Source organism: Streptococcus troglodytae, from assembly GCF_002355215.1.
GTDB classification, from domain to species: Bacteria; Bacillota; Bacilli; order Lactobacillales; family Streptococcaceae; genus Streptococcus; species Streptococcus troglodytae.
In genome coordinates, this window is record NZ_AP014612.1 from 697,120 (window position 1) to 720,282 (window position 23,163).

A 23,163-nucleotide genomic window follows, 5' to 3' on the forward strand; every position below is an offset into this window, starting at 1 on the left:
CTAAGCTATGCAAGAGCAGAAATGGTTAGATTGGCTGATTCGTTTACAGTCGTTGGCACAAGCGGGTCTGGCCTATGGTAAGGATAAATATGATATTGAACGATTTGAAGAGATTCGAGATCTCTCTGTGCAAATGCTAACAGCTCTTTCTGATTTGCCAGCTCAAAAAGTAAAAAATCTCTTTGCTAGTGAGACCGGCTATCAAACACCAAAGATTGATACCCGTGCCGCTATTTTTAAAGAAAATAAAATCCTGCTCGTCCAAGAGACCAATGGTACTTGGGCGTTGCCGGGAGGGTGGTGTGATGTTGATCAGTCTGTCAAGGAAAATACTATCAAAGAAGTTAAGGAAGAAGCAGGTTTGAATGTTGTCTTAGATAAAGTAATAGCAGTACAAGATAGAGATAAACATAACCAACCGCCTTATGCTTATAAAATTTGTAAAATTTTTTCACTCTGTCATGCAACTGGTGGCGCTTTTACTAAAAATCTTGAGACCATTGCTAGTGACTATTTTGCACGAGATCAACTGCCAACATTAGCTCAAGCTAAGACCAGTGAAGAACAAATTCAAATGTGTTTTGCCGCTTATGAAAATGATGATTGGAAAACTGTAATAGATTAAAGGAGTTAGGATTAATGACATACAAGGGTTACCTTATTGACCTTGATGGGACCATCTATAAAGGAAAAGACAGAATTCCTGCTGGAGAAGATTTTGTTAAACGATTGCAGGAAAGACAGCTTCCCTATATTTTAGTGACTAATAATACAACACGTACGCCCGAAATGGTTCAAGAAATGCTAGCAACCTCTTTTAATATCAAAACGCCACTTGAAACTATTTACACAGCGACCTTAGCGACTATTGATTACATGAACGACATGAAACGTGGGAAAACAGCATATGTCATTGGTGAAACAGGACTTAAAAAGGCTGTTGCTGAGGCGGGGTATCGTGAAGATAGTGAGAATCCGGCTTATGTAGTGGTTGGTTTAGATACGAATTTGACTTATGAAAAGCTAACACTGGCGACTTTGGCCATTCAAAAGGGAGCTGTTTTTATTGGAACAAATCCTGATCTCAATATTCCAACAGAGCGCGGCTTATTGCCGGGAGCGGGAGCTATTTTATTTCTTTTGGAAAAAGCGACACGTGTCAAGCCTATTATTATTGGTAAGCCTGAAGCTGTTATCATGAATAAAGCCTTAGATCGTCTGGGCGTCAAACGTCATGAAGCGATAATGGTTGGCGATAATTATCTGACAGATATTACTGCTGGTATTAAAAATGATATTGCAACGCTTTTGGTGACGACAGGTTTCACCAAACCAGAAGAAGTACCTGCTTTGCCAATTCAGCCTGATTTTGTTTTATCCAGTCTTGCGGAGTGGGATTTCGATGAAAGATAAGCTTCACTTTGTTTTTAGCCTTCTTTTTTTACTGGCTTTTTCAGTTCTTGCCACCATTTATTTAGTCTGGCTTTTTTATCCTTTAGAGATTTCTTGGCTGGGTTTGGAAAAAGTGGTTTATATGAAAAGCGGTCAGATTCAGTACAATTTCAATCGTTTAATGCTTTATTTGACCAGTCCTTTTCATTGGCAGCTGGCTATGCCCGATTTTCCTTCTTCCAAAGGTGGTTTGCACCATTTTGAGCAAGTGAAATGGCTTTTTCATTTAGCGCAAATCTGTTTTCTTTTAACCCTGCCTAGTTTCTTTTTTTATGAAAAATATCGTTCAAAAAGGCTATGGTGTCTTGTACAAACAGACTCTAAAAATGGCTGCTCTCATTCCTTTTCTTCTGACTCTAATCGCTGTGGGAATAGGTTTTGATAGTTTTTTCACACTTTTTCATCAAGTCCTTTTTGCAGGTGATAACACTTGGCTTTTTAACCCCAACACAGACTCTGTTATCTATATTTTGCCTGAAGCCTTCTTTTTACACTGTTTTTTGCTTTTTCTGATTCTTTATGAGGTCTCATTTTGCAGCCTTTTGTGGCAGATTAGAAGGAAAAACAAAGAAAACAGAGGCAGCACAGAAGAGACAAATCGGTTCTGATAACTGGTTTGTTTTTTTTAACGTTTTTCTTTGCAGTTTTAACGGTAAAATTTTAAAATGATAATTAATAAATTTTTACTAGGAGTTATGGGATGTTAGAGTTAAAACACATTACTAAGGTTTATGAAACAGCTGGTATTAAGCGAACAGCCTTAGATGATGTTAATGTGAATTTTCGTAGCAATGAATTTGTTGCGGTTTTAGGTCAATCTGGTTCAGGGAAAACGACCTTGCTTAATATTGTTGGCGGTCTGGATCAATACACCAGTGGTGATTTATTAATCAACGGTAAATCGACCAAGGATTTTAAAGATAAAGACTGGGACAGCTATCGTAACAATACCATTGGTTTCGTTTTTCAGTCATATAATCTTATTTCGCATCAAACAGCGCTGGCTAATGTGGAATTAGCCTTGACCTTATCAGGTGTTTCAAAAGCCGAGCGTCGAAAACGTGCTCTAGATGCTTTGAAGCGTGTTGGTTTGGAAGATGAGATTAATAAAAAGCCCAATCAAATGTCAGGCGGTCAGATGCAGCGGGTTGCGATTGCGCGTGCCTTGGTTAATAATCCTGATATCTTACTAGCTGATGAACCAACAGGGGCTTTAGACTCGGAAACATCCTTGCAGATTATGGATTTGCTAAAGGAAATTGCTCAAGAGCGTTTAGTCATTATGGTAACTCATAATCCCGATTTAGCAGAAAAATATGCTAATCGCATTATCAAGGTTCTTGATGGTCATATTATTAATGACAGCAATCCATATACTGACGATGAGATCAGAAAAGCAGCTGTTGATTTTAAAAAGACAAAAATGTCTTTTACAACAGCTCTTTCGCTTTCCTTTAATAATTTACTGACCAAGAAAGGACGAACCTTGCTAACTGCCTTTGCAGGTTCTATTGGGATCATTGGGATTGCTTTGATCCTGTCACTGTCAAATGGCGTGCAAAAATACATTGCTAAAACGCAAGAAGACACGCTGGTTGCTTATCCTTTATCTATTGAGAAGTCTTCCAATAAAAATTTTATCGGTCTACTTGCAGCTAATAGTAATGAAAACAAGAAATCTGATAAGAAAAAGACAAATAAAAAGATTGGAACCAATAGTATCCTAAAGAATATGATTTCAACGCAGGTCGTTGATAATGATTTGGCTTCATTTAAAACCTATGTCAAAAAACATCAAAAGAAATTTGCTGCTGTTACCAAAGATATTCAATATGCCTATAAAATAACACCTCGAATTTATCAGTCTGAGACTTCAAAGGGAGTCAAAGCTGTCAATCCTAATACTTTAAGCAAAGATCTGAAAGATACCAGCTCAAGTATTCAAACAGTCGTTTCTAACCTTGATATTTGGCAAGAATTATCTTCTAATGAAAAAATGCTGTCTTCACAATATCAAGTTATTTCAGGGCATTTGCCAAAACAATATAATGAAGTCGTGCTTATGGCTGATGAAAACAACAAAATTGATGACTATGTCCTTTACAGTTTGGGAATCAAAGACGCCAAGCAATTAAATAGCAAAACGATTAAAAAAGACAAAGACAGCAGCTATCATTATAAAGATTTGATTGGCAGAACTTATAAGCTCGTTATCAATTCTGATCTTTATCAAAAAGAAGGTAATGCTTGGATCGATCGTTCTGATAATGATGCTTACATGAAGCAAGTCATCAATGCTGCTGAAAATATTAAGATTGTTGGTATTGTCAAACCACAAGAAGGAACAACAAGTGGAAGCTCCAGTGCTGGTGTTGGTTACAGCCATGACCTGACTGATTATCTTGCTAAAAAAATCAAGACCAGCGCTATTGCCAAAGAGCAGTTGGCTAATAAGAAATTGAATGTCTTTACTGGTCAACCCTTTTCAAGCGGCAACAAGACTTTCTCCTCAGACAATTTGAATGCTCAGCAGCAAGCTAGTATGGCTTCAATGTCAGCTGAAGAATTAGCGGATTATGTCAATCGTTACAATGAAAATGCGAATACAACCTATGAAGAAAACTTAGAAAAGATTGGTATCATTGATAACAATAATCCAGAAACCATCCATTTTTATGCTTCTTCTTTCAAAGATAAGGAAGCTCTGAAGGATTTAATCAGCGATTATAATAAAAAAGTCAAAAAGGATAAGCATAAGTCTAGAGTAATTCGTTATACAGATACAGTTGGTTTGATGATGTCATCGGTAACAACGATGATTAATGCCATCACTTATATTTTAATTGGTTTTGTTGCCATTTCCCTAGTTGTATCATCTATTATGATTGGTATTATTACCTATATCTCTGTTTTGGAACGCACCAAGGAAATTGGTATTTTGCGTGCTATGGGGGCTTCTAAGAGGGATGTTACCCGTATTTTTACAGCAGAAACTGTTATTGAAGGTGCTATCGCTGGAGTACTCGGCATCTTGATTACCCTTTTATTAAATCTTTCGATTACACTTATTGTGAAAAATTGGCTGAATATCAATCATATCTCTTCCCTACCCATTTGGTCAGCAATTGTTCTTATTGCTATTTCCATCTTACTCACCGTCTTTGCAGGCATTCTGCCATCACGCGTAGCGGCTAAAAAAGACCCCGTCGAAGCCTTACGGACAGAATAAAAACAAAAAGCGAAACAAAAGATAATAATTGTTTCGCTTTTTTATGCATCATTATCTAGTAAGTCTTTTTAAAAGATTCCATTAAAATAGCTAAAGTTTGTTTTAAAAGTGATGATAAAAATTTTAATAGCAAGCATTTTCTATACTTTGACTTTTAATTTTAAGCTTACGAAACTTGCTTTCTTTGGTTGAAGAACGTATAAAGGTATTCTAATACAGCCAAAAGAACAAAGCCCCAGCCACACATTGCTAAAACGGATGCAGCTGTTTTATTTCCTAAAAGATGAGCAACAAAATTAACAACTGAAGGAGAAAGAAAAGCGCCTAGATTGATTCCCATTAGGATAACCGAAGTTGTTAATGTTCCGCCTTCTTTGGGACCAACTTGTGCTGCCCGCAGAAAAGCCTGTGGGAAAACCCAACCAAAGAAAATCCCAGCAATAATAACGCCTACAACAACCATAGCTGCATTACTGGCACTGGCAACAATGAAGAAGCCCACAGCTATACCTGTCAAGGAGATAGGCAGAATAAAGTTACCAACACGCTTACTTAATTTTCCAAAAACAATAGCCGAAAACATAGATGACAGCCCTAATACTGCAAGGATAGAAGAAGCTGCTGAAGCAGAGATAAGACCGGTTTCAGCTCCAAAAAGTGCCATCTTAATGGTCATCATCATAAATATGCCAAAAATAATGAGAAAAAGCAAGGCCAAGAGAAGAATATGTCCATTGATAGAATTCGCCAATTTTGGTCTTTCTTTTTTAATGATTGGTTGATCATTAGGAATAACAACAAAAGTGCCAAAGAGAATAAGCGGAATAAGAGCAATGAAATATCCCATAAAGGCAACTTTCCAACCAGCCAATACCAAGGCTCCTAATAAGAAACCAAAACCAGCATTTCCAAGATTTTGACCAGTATTTTGAAATCCTAACATATCGGATAATTCTTGGTCTTTATAAAAGCGGTACATTAAACTAACTGAAAAAGGATTAAATAAACCAATTCCACAGCCCATAAGGAAACGTAAGAAGACAATAGCATAATAATTAGGAATAAAAGCAGGTAAAACACCACCTAAAAGGTACATCAACAAACCAGCCATAATAGTGCGTTTAATGCCAAATTTATTAGCAATCGTATCTGCGAAGAGAATGAGCAAAAGCACTCCGAAATTTGGAAGAGTTGAAATCATCTCAATTTCTGCTGTTGATTGTTGAGTAAAAGTCTTTTGCAACAAATTATTGGCAATAGAAATCGAAGGAGCTGTCATGGCTAGAATGGATAGAGACAAGATTGAAATTTTAAAAAGCCAAGAGCTTGGACTAAGATTGTTTTGATTCATGAGAGTCTCCTAACTGTATTTTTTAATATCATTAGCGGCAGCTAGACCAGCTAAACGTCCAGATGTCCATGAGAAGCCTGAAGCTAAACCTTCATAGGCAGGATAATTACGAGGGGCATAATAACCACCAGCATTAGCTCCGCCAGTATAAAGTCCGGGAATTGCTTTCATATAAGCATCAAGAACGCGGAGATCTTTATCAACACGGACACCGCCAACTGTTCCTAAGTAAACCACTTGAGCGATAAAAGCATAAAACGGTCCCTTTTTAATATCGTATTTAAGTGATGCTGCAGATTTACTGAATATTTCATCGTTTTGGCTTGCAATGGCCTTATTATATTCTGTTACGGTTGCCTTAAAAGCGACAGAATCCATTCCAGAATTTTGAGCTAACTCTTCAAGACTGTCTCCTTTAAAAGCAATACCTTGTTGGACTGCTTGCTCAGCTAAGTTTACAAAATCTCCCTTAGCATGGGAAGCACCCGGTCCAGATTTAGAAATCGTAAGCAGTGGTTGCTTCGTATAACTTTCAAGTGTTGCTGTGTCCATGACATAGTAATACTGACTACCTACACCATAGGCAGCATTGGACCATTGAACCGTATCATAAACGACATCTTCATTGGTGAAACGAGAACCATTTGGATCTACCCAAAGCAAGGGTGAGAGCAAAAGCTGTGTTAGAGGTGAATCATTAAAGCCTGCTAATTGCTTGCCTTTGGTTTCTTGGGTAACAGTAGATTGAGCCATTTGCGCTGCATGAATAAGAGCCGAGCCGTCAATATTAACCCCGCCAGCAGCTTCCATAGCTGACAAGCCTTCTCCCATATTAGGAACACCTAAAGTGCGAAGATTTAAGGTTCGCATGACCTTGGCTACACGTCTTTTATCACCGCCAAAGCCACCCGTAGTAATAATGCTGGCTTTAGCATGCACTGTCATACTTTCTCCTGCATCATTGAGAGCTTTCAAACCATGAACACGTCCATTAGAATCTTGAAGGAGTTCCGTCATTCTGACACCAAAGATAAAGGTGACTCCCATTGCTTCCAACGAGCTTTGAATTTGCTGATAACTAGAGTCTTTATTCATATACATATGATAAGAACCACCTTGGTAATCATTACCGAGATGTGCAAATTGAGTGGAATTCTCAGTTGGATTGAGCTTAATTTCCATTCCCAATTTTTCAATTTCCTCTAAAGTTTCTTTAGCATGTTCAATAATGTTTTCTAACAAAGCACCATTACTGAGAAAATGATTATGCTCTTGCAGTTGTCTGATGGCTTCTTGCGTAGAAAGTTTTAAACCTGCAGTCTTTTGCTCTTTAGTGTTAATGGCAAAGAAGCCTGAGGAAATTCTAGTATTCCCACCAATTTGTTTTAATTTTTCGAGAACCAAGACTTTAAGTCCATTTTGAGCAGCAGCATGAGCAGCAGCTAGACCAGCACCGCCAGCTCCAGCAACGACGACATCAACTTTGTATTCATTTTCCATATGACAGTTCCTCGCATTTTTAATTTATGTTATAATTATAAGTGAAAAATATCACATTTGAAAAGCCTTACAAATATCTTAAAAAATGACTTTTTATGACTTTTAGATGGGAGGTTGCTTAGTATGGTCCGTTTTATTTCAAATACCTTATCGCAAACTCTAAATGAACCCTTTCAACAATCTCATAAATCTTGCAAACATCTTTATATTTTGGAAATTCTTTCGCAGGCGGTTATTGTTTCAGACCAAAAACAGGTCCCTTTACAACCTTATGATATTATCCTCGCTCAGTCTTTTAATCACTTGCAGATAGACTCTCTAGATAGAAATCCCATTTTACTGCGCTTATATAGTCTTGATTTTGACCTACCGTCACCGCTCAATCGATACACTGTAGGCGACAATCCTCTCATTCATGATTTAATGAATGATCATACAAGTGAAGATGCTTATATTCTTTTTACAAATCTATCCGATTTAATTTGCCATGCCTATCTTGATGCCCTTGAAAAATTAGAAAATCTAAGAGACAATCAGGATGAACAAGTCTATATTGATTTTCAAAGACAAAAACTAGCAGGTTTGTTGTTTACGGAGCTTCTGCGTCAACACGATGCTAAAGTATCTAAATTTGCTTCTCGCTTTCCTTCAGTAAATGTTAGGTATGCTTCTAAGGATAGCCAATCAGGCGCTATTATGAAATATGTTTCAGATAATATTCATCACGTTAGTTTAAAAGAAGCAGCAGCTCATTTTTCTTATCAAACGAATTATTTTTCAAGACTCTGCCACGAACTTTTTGGTATTTCTTTTAATCACTTAAAAACAGCAATTCGTTTAGAAATTGCTAAAGAACAATTGCGACTGACAACTAAAAGTGTAGAAGAAATTAGCCAAGAATTAGGCTACAAAGCTGTTTCAAATTTTCATCGTAATTTTAAAAGTCAGACGGGACTGACACCAAATGATTATCGACAAGATAAACAATGGAAAGATACTTAAATAAAAGTTAAAAAAAGTCATTATATAAGATATGACTTTTTTAAATCGCAAGATGCATTTTTCTGTATAATAGAAATAGAGTATTCAGAAAAAGAAAGGAACTATCGATGAAATTAGTTGCTATTGTTGGTTCCAATGCCTCCTTTTCCTATAATCGTTTATTGTTGCAATTTATTAAAGAGCGGTTCGGTCAAGCTTTTGCATTGGAGATTTTGGAAATAAAAGAGCTCCCTCTTTTCAATCAGGATAGTTCTGCTGCAGATTATCCCCTCATTCAAAAGCTTAATGAAGATATCTTAAGTGCAGATGGCATCATTATTGCGACAGCAGAGCATAATCAAACCATTACAGCCAGTTTAAAATCCATGCTTGAATGGTTGTCCTACCAGCTTCATCCCTTTAAAAATAAACCTGTCATGATTGTCGGAGCTTCTTATTATAATCAGGGAACTTCTCATGCACAAGAGCACTTAAGGCAAATCCTAAATGCTCCCGGTCTTGAAGCTTGGGTCATGCCTGGAAATGAATTTTTTCTAGGAAATGCCCCAGAAGCCTTTGATGAAAATAATCAAATAAAGGATAATGATACCATTATTTATCTTGCGCAATGTTTACAACATTTTATTCGCTATGTCACTGTTGTTCAGGATTTAAAGGGAGATTCCATTCCACTTAGTGATGCAATTTCAGGAGCATCAGAATCAGTCCAAGAGGACTCTGCTGCATCTGCTATACTAGAAAAACAATTATCACTACAAAAGAAAAGACCAATATTCCCTTTGAGAGAGCACTAGATAAAGCCTATGGGCCGGCTTTGAAGGATACTCTCGAAGACCCATTTGATAAGGTTTTGGATGCCCAATACAAAGAAGTCAAAGAACAGCAAATCCCTTTTGACCAGGCCCTAGATAAAACCTTTGGAGAAGACTTAGGTATTGAAACAACCGATCCGCTGGATGCTCTATTGAAGTAGAAACACTAAATTAATAAGAAAGAGCCAAACCTCGAAAGTTTGGCTCTTTCTTACTTATTGCCTAAATCATGGTTAATGTAAACTTACATTTGGGTTAATTTTTTTATTAATGCTCAAATATCACTGAATATTTAGGCATTTTCAATATGGAATCAAGACTGAGAAGCAACTGTTAGTCAATTTTATAGTAGAAATAAGGATGAACACATTAATTTGCTTTCTGAAATGAAAAAATACAGAAATATTTCTATGTTTTTCGTTTATATTGTTAAAATATTTCGTAGATAGTGGTATAATAGAAACGCTTACAAAAAAGATAAGGAGTTATTCATGACTAATGGGAAAATTTTAGGCTTAGATATTGGTATTGCCTCGGTTGGTGTTGGAATTATTAATGCTAAAACAGGAAACGTTGAACATGCTAGTTCACGAATTTTTCCAGCAGCTAATGCTGATAATAATGTGGAAAGACGTAGCGCGCGTGGAGGGCGACGCTTAACAAGACGTAAAAAACATCGTCTAAAACGAGTTGAAGATTTATTTGACAAGTATAATATTGATACAGATTTTTCGAATCTTAATTTAAATCCTTATCAATTACGAGTTAAAGGATTGAATGAACAATTATCAAATGAAGAACTCTTTGCCGCTCTTAAAAATATTGCTAAAAGACGAGGTATTTCTTATTTAGATGATGCCGAAGATGATTCTGTTGGAGGCACTGATTATGCCAAGTCAATTGATGAAAATCGAAAACTATTAAAAAAGCAAACTCCTGGTGAAATTCAATTAAAGCGCCTTGAAAATTATGGTCAGTTAAGAGGAAACTTCACTATTCAAGATGAAAATGGTGACTATCACCGTTTAATTAATGTATTTTCTACATCTGATTATGTCAAAGAGGCACAAAGGATTTTAAAAACACAATCTTACTATAATAAGTTTATTACAGAATCGTTTGTGGAAGATTATATCAAGATTTTGCAGGGGAAAAGAAAATATTATGTTGGACCTGGAAATGAAAAATCTCGTACAGATTATGGAATTTACAGAACAGATGGTGAAACTTTAGATAATCTTTTTGGAATTTTAATTGGGAAATGTAGTTTTTATCCAGAAGAATACCGTGCTGCTAAGGCATCTTATACTGCACAAGAATATAATTTTTTGAATGATTTGAATAATTTAACTGTACCAACTGAAACTAAAAAACTCAGTACAGAAGAAAAATATCAATTGGTAGATTTTGCAAAGACTGCAAGTACATTAGGAGCTGCAAAGTTATTAAAAGAAATTGCGAAATTAGTAGGTTGCCAGGTTGAAGAAATTAAAGGATATCGCTTGGATAATAAAGATAAACCAGATTTACATACTTTTGAACCCTTTCGTAAACTAAAAAGTAATTTAACAACTATTGCTGTAGAAAATTTATCAATTACAACTCTTGATACTTTGGCGCATATTTTAACACTGAATACTGAGCGTGAGGGGATAGAAGAGGCTATTCAAAAAGAACTTCCAAATATTTTTTCAGATGAACAAATAACTGAAATTATTGCAGTTCGAAAGAAAAATAGTCAAATATTTGGAAAAGGATGGCACAGTTTTTCTATTAAATTGATGAAAGAATTGATTCCTGAGTTATATGAGACTTCGGAAGAACAGAAGACGATTTTAACTCGACTTAAAAAAGTCAAAGTCAATAATAAAATTACTAGTAGAACAAAGTATATCAATGAAGAAGAGATAACAGATGAAATTTATAATCCTGTTGTTTCTAAGTCCATTAGACAGACAGTCAAAATAATTAATGCCGCTATTAAAAAGTACGGTGAATTTGATCAAATTGTTATTGAAATGCCACGCGAAAGCAATGAAGAAGATGAACGAAAATTTATTGCAGACTTACAAAAGAGTAATGCTAAAGAAAAAGACGATGCCATGAAACAGGCAGCATTGCTATATAATGGCAAGGATGAACTTCCTCACGATGTTTTTCATGGTCATAAAGAATTAGCAACCAAAATTCGTCTTTGGTATCAACAGGGAGAGCGGTGTCTCTATTCAGGAAAACATATTGATATTCATGATTTAATTCATAACCAAAATATGTTTGAAATTGATCATGTTTTGCCTTTGTCATTATCATTTGATGATAGTTTAGCAAATAAGGTGTTAGTTTATAGCTGGGCTAATCAAGAAAAAGGACAAAGAACTCCTTTTCAAGCTTTGCCACAAATGGCTTCAGCATGGTCTTTTCGTGAATTGCGTGACTACATTTCTAAACAAAAGGGAATTAGTAAGAAAAACGTGACTATTTGTTAATTGAGCAAGATATCAATAAAGTTGAAGTGAAACAAAATTTATTGAACGGAATTTAGTTGACACACGTTATGCCTCACGAGTAGTGTTAAATACACTCCAAGATGCTTTGAAAGTTATGAACAAAGAAACCAAAATTTCTGTGATTCGTGGACAGTTTACTTCACAGCTTCGCAGGCAATGGCGAATTGGCAAGTCTCGTGAAACCTATCATCATCATGCAGTAGATGCTCTCATAATTGCAGCCTCTAGTCAATTGAGACTATGGAAGAAGCAAAATAATCCAATGTTTGCAGACTACAAACATGGTCAAAAGATTGATTTAGATACGGGTGAAGTTTTATCTGATGATGCTTATAAAGAGTTGGTTTATCAAGCACCTTATCAAGGTTTCGTAAATACCATTTCAAGCAAAGCATTTGAAGATGAGATACTTTTTCTTATCAGGTAGATTCAAAGGTTAACAGGAAAATTTCTGACGCTACGATTTATGCAACAAGACAAGCGCAGCTGGGTAAAGATAAAAAAGAAGAAACCTATGTGTTAGGTAAGATTAAGGATATCTACAGTCAAGCTGGCTATGATACCTTCCGTAAAAAGTACGATAAAGATAAAGCTGTGTTTTTGATGTATCAAAAGGACCCTGAAACTTGGGAAAAGGTTATTGAAGTGATTTTAAGAGACTATAAAGAACTTGATGACAAAGGTAAAGAAATTGGGAATCCCTTTGAAAGGTATAAAGTCAAAAACGGTTTCGTTCGTAAATACAGTCGGAAAAATAAAGGAACTGAAATTAAGTCTTTGAAGTATTATGATAACAAGCTTGGGAACCATATAGATATTACACCAGATAATAGCAAGCACTCAGTAGTGCTACAATCCATCAATCCTTGGCGAGCTGATTTATACTTCAATCCTGAGACCACAAAATATGAATTGATGGGACTTAAATATGCCGATTTGAGTTTTGAAAAGGGTACAGGTAATTACTCAATATCTCAAGAAAAATATGACGAAATCAAAGAAAGAGAAGGTATTTCCTCTACGTCAGAATTTAAGTTTACTCTTTATAAAAATGATTTGATTTTGGTGAAAGATATAGAAGCCGGAAGAAAACTAAATTTTGATAAAAATAAGGAAATTGAGTTTCAGCAACTGTTTAGATTTTTATCAAGAACAATGCCTAATCAAAAACATTATGCTGAGTTGAAACCATACGATAAAGCTAAATTTGATGGCGGACAGCCATTACTTACTATTTTTGGAAATGTTGCGAAAGGTGGCCAGTGTCTAAAGAGCTTAAATAAATTCAACATTTCCATTTACAAAGTCAAAACTGACATTCTTGGTCATAAATATTACATAAAAAAGAAAGTGACAAACCTAAACTTAATTTTGAGAATAAAATCAAAAATAAGTAGTAAAAGGGGTTGCAATATTTTTGTAAACGCTATATAATAGTTAATGCAAGGGACGCCTTGCACAGTTACTTAAATCTTGCTGAGCCTACAAAGATAAGGCTTTATGCCGAATTCAAGCACCCCGTTTTATGCGGGGTGCTTTTCGTTGTGCGAGAAAGAAGGATTGTGATGACTTGGAGAATTGTACATGTCAAGCAAAGTGAAAAAATGCGATTAAAACTGGATAATTTGGTTATTAAGAAACTAGGGGAAGAATTTACGATACCGTTAAGTGATATTTCTATGATAGTAGCTGAAGGTGGAGATACAGTTGTAACCTTGAGACTCTTAAGTGCTTTGAGTAAATATAATATTTCTTTAATTGTTTGTGATAATGAACATTTACCAACAGGAATTTACCACGCTCAAAATGGGCATTTTAGAGCTTATAAAAAATTACAGCAGCAATTACTTTGGACACAAAATCAAAAAGATATTTTGTGGCAAATAGTTACCTATTTTAAAATTAATAATCAACAAGATGTACTCGCCATGTTGGAAAAAGATTTATCTGCTATCCAATTATTGTCTGAATATAAAGAGAATATTGAATTGGGGGATAAAACTAATCGTGAAGGACACGCTGCTAAAGTATATTTCAATGAATTATTCGGAAAACAATTTGTTCGTATTACTCAACAAGAGTCAGATATTATTAACGCAGGCTTAAATTATGGTTATGCCATTATTAGAGCTCAACTAGCTAGAATTGTTGCAGGGTACGGTTTAAATCCTTTAATTGGTATTTTTCATAAAAATGAATATAACCAATTTAATCTTGTAGATGATTTAATGGAACCTTTTAGGCAAATTATTGATGTCTGGGTTTATACAAACCTTCGAGATAAAGACTATTTAAAATATGAGCATCGTTTAAATATAACCAATTTACTAAATGCAAAAATTAAATACGGCAAAGAAATGTGTACGGTAACAGGTGCAATGGACAAATATGTAAAAGGATTTATTAAGTGTATTGATAAAGAAGATTCTAGTAAATTTTACTGTCCTGTGATTTCAAGTTTAGAAATGGAGTAAAAATGAGGTATGAAGCTATGAGATTATTGTGTTTTTTCGACTTGCCAATGGAAACAGTTCAGGAGAAAAGAACTTATCGTAATTTTAGAAAAGAATTGATTGCAAATGGATTTGAAATGTTACAATTTTCTGTTTACTATCGTACTTGTCCTAATCGAAGTTTTGCAAAAAAATTTTATAAACGATTAGAATTAGCTTCTTTACCTGCAGGTAATGTTAGATTATTAGCAGTTACTGAGAAGCAATTTTCGGAAATGGTACTTATTGTTGGTGGTAAAACAAGACAAGAAGAAGTCATAAGTGATAATAAATTGGTGATCATATGAAACTGCATTTTTCACATCCTTATAAAGATAATTTAGAAATCAATTTTGGAGCGTTTACGCAAGTTGTTGGTCAAAATCAACAATTAAAATATTATATTTGGCAGTTATTGATTTGGTATTTTGATGGCAAAAAGTATCGAGAAGAAGACCTAACATTATTTAATCAAGCAGAACCTGAAATTTCAGATGGAAATCAGCCAATAAAAAGAGATACGTTCAAAATTATTTCTATTTCTGATATTCAAGAACTATTAGAGCAGATGACTTATAAAAAGGAACGGTTAGTTTTGATTTTATGAGACAAAAACTGAATGATATTAATATTATGGCTGATATTGATGATATGAATGATCGACTAAGTAGTATTTCTTCAAAAATAAATGATAAGTTGGCTCTTTCTATACAAGATATTAATTATCATACTGAAAGTATAGACTTTAATGCAGAACAATTACTTTTAAAGAATTTTATTCCATTTTTTGAATTTCAACATCAAAATATTTCTTTTGAATTTGTTGATAATGAAGGGAAAATATTGTTTTTCTTAGAAATGTTGGAAGAAACGTTGACAACCACAACCAGAAAGATTCTCTTGGTATTAAAGAATATGGATGATTACTTAACTTATCCATCATTTATTTTAGCATGCCGAAAGTTAGAAAAGTTATGTACGAAGTTTCCTTATTTTCAAGTAATAATTTTTCCATCAAATGAAGGCTATTTATATGCTAGACAAAATAATATTGAGTACATAAATATTATTTCAGATTATGTAGCACATTATTATCAGTTTGATTTTTTATTTAATAGATTTATTGAGCAATACCCTACAAATCAAGTTCCAACGAAAGCCAATTTTTTATCTTCAATCCAAAAAATTAGTAGCTATTTGTTTAGTAAGGAAATAGAATATGTGAGTCTCTCAAATAAAGATTTAGTTACCATTAAAATTTTAAATAATCTTTATCAATATAATAAAAAAATAAATTATCCTATTCTAGATTCAAGTCCTCTCGAAATTAAATTTTTAAGAGATAACGACTGATTTTATGGTATAATCATCTTGAAGTACAAAAACTAAAAATGACGATTTGAGGTTTTTGTACTCTCAAGATTTAAGTAACTGTACAACTTAATTCAGATGGATCATTTGAAACTGTAGTTTTTGTACTCTCAAGATTTAAGTAACTGTACAACTGATCATCAAGGTTCCCGTAAAGGTGGTCAGTTTTTGTACTCTCAAGATTTAAGTAACTGTACAACCAGTGGGCACCATAACATCAGAAATGGTTAGTTTTTGTACTCTCAAGATTTAAGTAACTGTACAACTGAATATTATCTAACGTCAATTGTGTCTCAGTTTTTGTACTCTCAAGATTTAAGTAACTGTACAACAGTAGAGCGCTTGGCTTGATAGAGGCATTTGTTTTGTACTCTCAAGATTTAAGTAACTGTACAACATTAGCATTTCCTGATACTTCTGATGAATTGTTTTTGTACTCTCAAGATTTAAGTAACTGTACAACAAAAAAACCGCCGTATTAGTTGGCATACGAGTTTTTGTACTCTCAAGATTTAAGTAACTGTACAACTCCCAAGCAGTTTTAACATTATGGCAATCTGTTTTTGTACTCTCAAGATTTAAGTAACTGTACAACGAGTCAGACGGACATTTTGCAACTAATGTCGTTTTTGTACTCTCAAGATTTAAGTAACTGTACAACTTAAAGAAGTCATATGAAACCTCCTTATTTGTTTTTGTACTCTCAAGATTTAAGTAACTGTACAACGTATCGATAGTCTGCTAGTCGAAACGTATTGTTTTTGTACTCTCAAGATTTAAGTAACTGTACAACTGGCTTTCACCGATACACAACCATGCTTAAGTTTTTGTACTCTCAAGATTTAAGTAACTGTACAACTTTTTTAAAAAATTAAATTCAAAAAAGAGTTTTTGTACTCTCAAGATTTAAGTAACTGTACAACTCTCCAACGATAAGCAAACGCTTCTCCGCTGTTTTTGTACTCTCAAGATTTAAGTAACTGTACAACTTTTTTCTATAATAAGGTATATTCTTCAAAGTTTTTGTACTCTCAAGATTTAAGTAACTGTACAACGCAAGCTTAACGCTGGATTGTCAGCAAATAGTTTTTGTACTCTCAAGATTTAAGTAACTGTACAACGTGAAGCTAATGGGTAAAGTTATTCCACCTGTTTTTGTACTCTCAAGATTTAAGTAACTGTACAACTCTGTACTCTTTCTAATTCCTTAGGGCTTTGTTTTTGTACTCTCAAGATTTAAGTAACTGTACAACCTCAAAAGGTTCTTTTTAAAACTAGCTTTGTTTTTGTACTCTCAAGATTTAAGTAACTGTACAACTTAATTGATTTCAGAGATATCACAGAGGATGTTTTTGTACTCTCAAGATTTAAGTAACTGTACAACTTTGCAAGAGGCGTAATGTCCGACCATTTTGTTTTTGTACTCTCAAGATTTAAGTAACTGTACAACAATGGAACAGCAAACGAATCTAATGCCTAGGTTTTTGTACTCTCAAGATTTAAGTAACTGTACAACTATCGTAAACGCAGTTTTAATAGAAGCGATGTTTTTGTACTCTCAAGATTTAAGTAACTGTACAACTCACCTCTTATTTACCTTTGTTAATCATATGTTTTTGTACTCTCAAGATTTAAGTAACTGTACAACTAATTCAAAAATTTTTATCAAAAACACTTGGTTTTTGTACTCTCAAGATTTAAGTAACTGTACAACTAACCTTTCTATTTCACCCTATGACACCTTGTTTTTGTACTCTCAAGATTTAAGTAACTGTACAACAGTCGTCGTTATTATACTTCTCACAAATAGGTTTTTGTACTCTCAAGATTTAAGTAACTGTACAACAAAGCAATAATTAGAGCTCTGATTGCTAAAGTTTTTGTACTCTCAAGATTTAAGTAACTGTACAACAGCAGCAATCTATTTATCTCTTTGCCGTGTGTTTTTGTACTCTCAAGATTTAAGTAACTGTACAACTACGGTTTATAAAAAGAGCAGTTGCTTAAGTTTTTGTACTCTCAAGATTTAAGTAACTGTACAACTTTTTAGTAAGTTTATTAAATATTAGTTGCGTTTTTGTACTCTCAAGATTTAAGTAACTGTACAACTTTCGTGTAATACCGTTGTGTTTACAATTAGGTTTTTGTACTCTCAAGATTTAAGTAACTGTACAACTATTAATTGCTAATAACTATGTGTATAGTTGTTTTTGTACTCTCAAGATTTAAGTAACTGTACAACCAAAAATACTTGACATAAAAAATAAATATGGTTTTTGTACTCTCAAGATTTAAGTAACTGTACAACTGATGAAGATTATTTCTTGATAACAGAAAGCAACAACTAAATACGAATAATAAGATAGTTTCTAAATTAGGGGCTGTCTTTTATTATGGATTGACAAATGCGCATAATGCGTATAAAATAAAAGGAGAAATGTTATTTGCCATTAACAGGGAAAGAATTAGCTAAATTAGCGATAAACAATGGATGGGAAGAAGTTCGGGTGAGAGGAAGTCATCATCATTTCAAGAAAGATGGAGTACCTCATATTGTGACGATTCCCATTCATGGAAATAAAGTGCTTAAAATTGGTCTTGAAAAGAAACTCTTAAGGGATTTAAATTTATTATGATAGAGGAGGAAGTCGTCATGTTAAAAACATATCCTGCAATTTTTCATAAGGAAGAGGAAGGGTATTGGGTTGAATTTCCTGAATTTGGCGGTGGTACGCAAGGGGAAGATTTGGAAGAAGCCATGAAGAACGCTCGTCAGATGTTAGAAAGTGTATTGGCCTCCTATCTAGATGAGGGGATGAAACTGCCTAATCCAAGTGAGATAAGGAAACTATCTGTTGAAGATGGCTTTGCAACTATGATTCAAGCTGATCCTAGCCCTTATCTCAAAAATAATAAAGCTATTCGGAAAAATGTGACAGTTCCTGAATGGCTGGTACAATTAGCAGATCGTGATCAAGTGAATTATTCTGAAGTATTAACAAAAGCTTTGGAAAGGAAACTACAATTATAAAACAAGAAAAGCGCTAGAAAGATTGATTTCTAGCGCTTTTTTAGGTATAATATAATTAAAATCTTTTAAAAAGGAATTATTTGAAGCTGAAATCTAGCTGAGATGAATGGCGCGATTACGAAATGTCGTGACGAAAATTGGTCCACGAGGTTTTAGAGCTGTGTTAGTTACTGATTTACTAAAACGCATTATGCAAAAGAGTTTTAAATAAGCAAAAGACACTTGAAGCAATCATTCAAGTGTCTTTTGTGAGACTTTCTTTAATTTTTAGGTAATGACTGTGCCGATGACTTCAATCGTATCATCTTCTTTTAAAATGATGTCATCATAATCTGGATTTAAGGAGATGAGACGGATTTCTTTATTTTTTCGGTAAAGTTTTTTGACATAGGCCTCGTTATTTACGATAATAACGATAATCTGTCCATGATGAATAGCCTTAGTCCTTTTAACGAAGATAACATCGCCATCGTAAAATAAGGGTTCCATGCTGTTGCCGTTGACAGTAAGAGCAATATCATGTTCTGGAATTGGTGTTGGATATTGAATGGTTTCTTGTTTTTCCTGTCCAACCCAGATGCCGGTGCCGGCAGAAACTTCTCCGTAAACTTGAATGTTTGTGTATTGGCGTCCTAAGGTTTGATACAGATCTTTAGCTTTTATCACATTGTCCCAATGAATAATGGTTTGATCTTTTAACTCTTTGGCGATATAAGAGTCGACAATCTTTTGATATTCTGCATGATGAGATTTGCTGGTAATCGCATCTTCAGATGTTTTATCGTCAGCAGCTATGGTCACAGTTTCTTTTTGTTCTTTTGATTGTTGATAACAGAAATCTAAGACCTTTAGCTGTCTCTTCATTTCTAATTGTTTGGCAATATGATTAATTTTATCAAGAGTAGAAGAGTCCTTTTTACTTGCAAATCTAGGGTCAATATCGGATTTTTGTAGACCAAAGTAATCCGCGATTTTTTGAATGTTCCCTATTTTTGGCAGACTCTTTCCTTTAACATATTCATTAAAACTACTTGTAGGAATGTTAAGGATAGTAGCTAAATGAGATTGTTTCATTCCGCTCTCAGCTAGAAGTCTTTGAAGATTGGCAGAAATAGCCTTCATTGCTTCTAAATCTTGTGGAGTTAATTTACCGCGTCCCATGCTTCACCTTTCTTAAAGTAAAATCATTTAATTACATAATATCGCTTTCATCTATAAATGTAAATAGGGAAATAGTTTTTAGGAAAAAATACTTGACTTCCGTTTTAAAACGAATTATAATATTCTTATTAAAAATAGCTTTCATAAAGGTAAAATTTTAACTACAATATAATCTTCACCTTATTAATTTCAAAATCTTAAAATCTGTGGTGGTTAAGATGATTGATTAGGTTCCCTTTTTCTTGATTAATCTGCCTTTTGAAGTTAAATGTATTACATATGAATAATACTGCTATTTTTAAGTAATGTTTCCTATGCAGTTTGTATAGGAAGCAATTGGTAAGTTGAAAGGGGATGCAGAAGTGGAGAAGTTGACATTACGAGCTCTTAGAGTGAATTATAGTTTAAGTCCCAAAGAGGTGGCTGATTGTCTAGGAATCCCTCAACGTACTCTGCTAAGCTATGAAGAAGATAGCTCTGAAATTCCCATTCAACTGGCCAATGATTTGGCCAATTACTATGATATCAGCTTAGACTCTATTTTTTTGGTAAAAATTCCGATTTAAAACAGAAATTCAAAAATAAGAATAATAGATAAGAGAAAGCACTTTGGTTTCAATTGGAACTATTTTAAGTGAAATTTTGTAATAAAAAAGACATTATTTTTTAATTTATGAGCCTTATTCTTTGAAAAAATGTCTTTTTATTGTTATAATTAAAATTGTATTCTTATGAATTAATAATATAAAGGATGGTTTTTATGAAATCGAAAACTGCTAAAATTACTTTGCTAAGCAGCCTTGCTTTGGCGGCTTTTGGAGCAACCAATGTTTTTGCAGATGAAACATCAGCTAATTTAAATTCTGATACTGTTGCAGCACCTACTGCTGATACACAAGCATCAGAACCGGCTGCAACAGAAAAAGAACAGTCTCCTGTTGTAACTGTTGTCGAAAGTCACACACAAGGAAATACAACAACGACAACATCTCAAGTTACTTCTAAAGAATTGGAAGATGCTAAAGCCAATGCTAATCAAGAAGGGTTAGAAGTCACTGAAACTGAAGCTCAAAAACAGCCTTCGGTAGAAGCTGCAGATGCAGATAACAAAGCACAGGCACAAACGATAAAAACAGTGGTAACTGATTATCAAAAGGCAAAAGCTGAATTCCCTCAAAAGCAAGAACAATATAATAAAGATTTCGAAAAGTATCAGTCTGATGTCAAGGAGTATGAAGCTCAAAAGGCAGCTTACGAGCAATATAAAAAAGAAGTTGCGCAAGGTTTGGCAGCTGGGCGTGTTGAAAAAGCACAGGGACTTGTGTTTATTAATGAACCTGAGGCAAAACTTTCTATTGAAGGCGTTGATCAATACCTAACAAAAGAAGCACGTCAAAAGCATGCAACTGAAGATATTCTTCAGCAATATAATACTGATAACTATACAGATGCTGATTTTATCCAAGCAAATCCATATGATCCAAAAGAAGATACTTGGTTCAAAATGAAGGTGGGAGATCAGATTTCAGTTACCTACGATAATATCGTTAATTCAAAATATAATGATAAAAAGATTAGTAAGGTAAAGATTAATTATACTCTCAATAGTTCAACGAATAATGAAGGCAGTGCACTGGTCAATTTGTTCCATGATCCAACTAAGACAATTTTCATTGGCGCACAGACATCTAATGCTGGCAGAAGCGATAAAATCAGTGTGACCATGCAAATTATTTTTTATGATGAAAATGGCAATGAAATTGATTTAAGCGGCAATAATGCCATTATGAGCCTCTCATCGTTAAACCATTGGACGACTGAGTATGGCGATCATGTGGAAAAAGTAAACCTTGGAGACAATGAATTCGTTAAAATACCGGGCTCATCTGTTGACATACATGGCAATGAAATTTATTCGGCTAAGGACAACCAATATAAAGCCAATGGTGCCACTTTTAATGGTGATGGAGCAGATGGTTGGGATGCTGTCAATCCTGATGGAACGCCACGTGCTGCGACAGCTTATTATGGTGCGGGTGCTATGACTTACAAGGGAGAGCCTTTCACCTTTACTGTTGGTGGTAATGATCAAAATTTACCAACAACCATTTGGTTTGCGACTAATTCGGCTGTAGCTGTGCCTAAAGATCCGGGAGCTAAACCAACACCGCCAGAAAAACCAGAGTTGAAAAAACCTACTGTGACTTGGCATAAAAATCTTGTTGTTGAAACTAAAACTGAGGAAGTTCCTCCGGTGACACCACCAACAACTCCTGATGAACCAACGCCAGAAAAACCAAAAACACCAGAGGATCCTCAATCACCTGTCGTAGCTAAGTCAGTAAGCTTTAGAACAGCAAGAAAAGGAGAAATGCGTGTTAGAGAGCGTGATTATCAGCCGACTCTTCCACATACTGGGACTGCTAAGCAAAATGGTTTAGCTACTCTTGGTGTTATTTCAACTGCATTTGCTGCAGCTACTTTAATGGCAGCTAGAAAAAAAGAAAACTAGAGTATTATTTTCTATAAAAAGAGGTTGGGACAAAAAGGTGTTCCGACCCTTTTATTGTGCAGTGGTTGGTTAGCATTTTCGTATTAGACTTAAGCCTTTAACAGTTTACTGAACTGTTAAAGGCTTAAGCATCAGTTCTTGTTAATACCTAGTCAACTTTGCGGAGGTGGACGGCAGAATCGAAATCACAATTTCATTGCTATCTACTGATTTTTATCTCGCCCTCTGTGATGTTTGTGATGGGTAAATTCACGATAAGTATTATGGAGTTTTTGAGTTCATCAAAAGGATCTTATGATTTTATAGTGAGGTGAAAGGAAGCTGTGTTGTTTGATATGCAAAATATAGGAATTTTCAAATAATAATTGAAAAAGATTAGTTAGTGAGGCTAGAGAAATTATTATGACAGATCAAGAATTAGAACATTTGATAGTAACTGAACTTGAAAGTAAAAGGTTAGATTTCACTTATTCTAAAGATGTAACAGAATTTTTTGATGAAGCATTTCCTGAATATAATCAGAGCTACTAATGAGTGATAAGATATGCTAACTGCTTTTTCAATCTTGTAGGGTTAAGGTTATAAGTCAAAGCGTGAGAATTCCGATTGATTACTGCGTCAAACTGCTAAATCTAATAGATTTGAAAGAGATTGGACTTTTGTCTTAAAACGACTGTTAGATAATATAAAGACAGGATAAGGTTTTATGGTAAGCCCTTGTCTTTTTGTTATAATAAAACTAC

Annotated in this window: 13 protein-coding genes, 5 pseudogenes and 1 CRISPR repeat array; of the genes and pseudogenes, 15 read left to right on the forward strand and 3 right to left on the reverse strand. The window is 34.4% G+C overall.

The genetic code is table 11. The annotated features are described in order from the left end of the window. Nucleotides 1-7: 7 nt before the first annotated feature. From SRT_RS03585 to SRT_RS03600, 4 genes and pseudogenes are all read left to right on the forward strand, one after another. A complete protein-coding gene (locus tag SRT_RS03585; protein ID WP_128833067.1) occupies nucleotides 8-625 on the forward strand; it encodes an NUDIX hydrolase N-terminal domain-containing protein in 618 nt (205 codons plus the stop codon). 14 nt (nucleotides 626-639) lie between these two features. Continuing rightward, nucleotides 640-1,413 carry a TIGR01457 family HAD-type hydrolase gene (locus SRT_RS03590; protein ID WP_002263555.1) on the forward strand — a complete coding sequence of 258 codons (774 nt, stop codon included), beginning with the start codon at nucleotides 640-642 and terminating at the stop codon, nucleotides 1,411-1,413. Further along, nucleotides 1,403-2,060, forward strand: a pseudogene (locus SRT_RS03595) (TIGR01906 family membrane protein). The gene SRT_RS03590 and the pseudogene SRT_RS03595 overlap by 11 nt, the downstream one beginning before the upstream one ends. A 92-nt stretch (nucleotides 2,061-2,152) precedes the next feature. After that, nucleotides 2,153-4,681: an ABC transporter ATP-binding protein/permease gene (locus SRT_RS03600; RefSeq protein WP_128833068.1), complete on the forward strand. Its 2,529-nt coding sequence runs from the start codon at nucleotides 2,153-2,155 to the stop codon at nucleotides 4,679-4,681. Nucleotides 4,682-4,847: 166 nt separating this feature from the next. Here SRT_RS03600 and SRT_RS03605 read toward each other — a convergent pair whose 3' ends face one another. Together SRT_RS03605 and SRT_RS03610 are read right to left on the reverse strand one after the other, a co-directional pair. Then, on the reverse strand, nucleotides 4,848-6,032 hold the full coding sequence (locus SRT_RS03605) for an MFS transporter (protein WP_128833069.1): 1,185 nt from the start codon (nucleotides 6,030-6,032) through the stop codon (nucleotides 4,848-4,850). 9 nt (nucleotides 6,033-6,041) lie between these two features. Continuing rightward, entirely contained in the window at nucleotides 6,042-7,532 is a 1,491-nt protein-coding gene (locus tag SRT_RS03610) for an FAD-dependent oxidoreductase (protein WP_128833070.1), read from the reverse strand. A 123-nt stretch (nucleotides 7,533-7,655) separates the two neighbouring features. Between SRT_RS03610 and SRT_RS03615 the strand changes: the two genes are divergently transcribed. The 8 genes and pseudogenes from SRT_RS03615 (at nucleotide 7,656) to SRT_RS03650 (ending at nucleotide 18,747) form a co-directional block, all read left to right on the forward strand. Beyond that, a complete protein-coding gene (locus tag SRT_RS03615; RefSeq protein ID WP_128833071.1) occupies nucleotides 7,656-8,534 on the forward strand; it encodes a helix-turn-helix transcriptional regulator in 879 nt (292 codons plus the stop codon). Nucleotides 8,535-8,641: 107 nt separating this feature from the next. Then, nucleotides 8,642-9,507: pseudogene (locus SRT_RS03620) on the forward strand (NADPH-dependent FMN reductase). A 330-nt stretch (nucleotides 9,508-9,837) separates the two neighbouring features. Beyond that, nucleotides 9,838-13,250: pseudogene (gene cas9 / locus SRT_RS03625) on the forward strand (type II CRISPR RNA-guided endonuclease Cas9). 168 nt (nucleotides 13,251-13,418) lie between these two features. Continuing rightward, a complete protein-coding gene (gene cas1, locus SRT_RS03630) occupies nucleotides 13,419-14,327 on the forward strand; it encodes a type II CRISPR-associated endonuclease Cas1 (protein ID WP_128833072.1) in 909 nt (302 codons plus the stop codon). 2 nt (nucleotides 14,328-14,329) lie between these two features. After that, nucleotides 14,330-14,653 (forward strand): CRISPR-associated endonuclease Cas2, encoded by a 324-nt coding sequence (cas2, locus tag SRT_RS03635; RefSeq protein WP_128833073.1) that lies wholly within the window; start codon nucleotides 14,330-14,332, stop codon nucleotides 14,651-14,653. Continuing rightward, nucleotides 14,650-15,698, forward strand: a pseudogene (csn2-St, locus tag SRT_RS03640) (CRISPR-associated protein Csn2-St). The gene cas2 and the pseudogene csn2-St overlap by 4 nt, the downstream one beginning before the upstream one ends. Nucleotides 15,699-15,749: 51 nt before the next feature. After that, a CRISPR array of direct repeats spans nucleotides 15,750-18,024; the repeat unit is 36 nt; unit sequence GTTTTTGTACTCTCAAGATTTAAGTAACTGTACAAC. Nucleotides 18,025-18,160: 136 nt separating this feature from the next. After that, nucleotides 18,161-18,352 (forward strand): type II toxin-antitoxin system HicA family toxin, encoded by a 192-nt coding sequence (locus SRT_RS03645; protein WP_128833074.1) that lies wholly within the window; start codon nucleotides 18,161-18,163, stop codon nucleotides 18,350-18,352. A 17-nt stretch (nucleotides 18,353-18,369) separates the two neighbouring features. Continuing rightward, on the forward strand, nucleotides 18,370-18,747 hold the full coding sequence (locus SRT_RS03650; protein ID WP_128833075.1) for a type II toxin-antitoxin system HicB family antitoxin: 378 nt from the start codon (nucleotides 18,370-18,372) through the stop codon (nucleotides 18,745-18,747). 267 nt (nucleotides 18,748-19,014) lie between these two features. Here SRT_RS03650 and SRT_RS03655 read toward each other — a convergent pair whose 3' ends face one another. Continuing rightward, on the reverse strand, nucleotides 19,015-19,908 hold the full coding sequence (locus SRT_RS03655) for an XRE family transcriptional regulator (RefSeq protein ID WP_161940020.1): 894 nt from the start codon (nucleotides 19,906-19,908) through the stop codon (nucleotides 19,015-19,017). Between the two features lie 335 nt (nucleotides 19,909-20,243). On the opposite strand from SRT_RS03655, the pseudogene SRT_RS03660 reads away from it, so the two are divergent. From SRT_RS03660 to SRT_RS11155, 3 genes and pseudogenes are all read left to right on the forward strand, one after another. Next, nucleotides 20,244-20,506: pseudogene (locus tag SRT_RS03660) on the forward strand (helix-turn-helix domain-containing protein). Nucleotides 20,507-20,668: 162 nt separating this feature from the next. Beyond that, complete coding sequence (gene gbpC / locus SRT_RS03665) at nucleotides 20,669-22,420, forward strand: glucan-binding protein GbpC (protein WP_128833076.1); 1,752 nt, start codon at nucleotides 20,669-20,671, stop codon at nucleotides 22,418-22,420. Nucleotides 22,421-22,822: 402 nt separating this feature from the next. After that, a complete protein-coding gene (locus tag SRT_RS11155) occupies nucleotides 22,823-22,951 on the forward strand; it encodes a hypothetical protein (protein ID WP_128833077.1) in 129 nt (42 codons plus the stop codon). Nucleotides 22,952-23,163 lie beyond the last annotated feature (212 nt).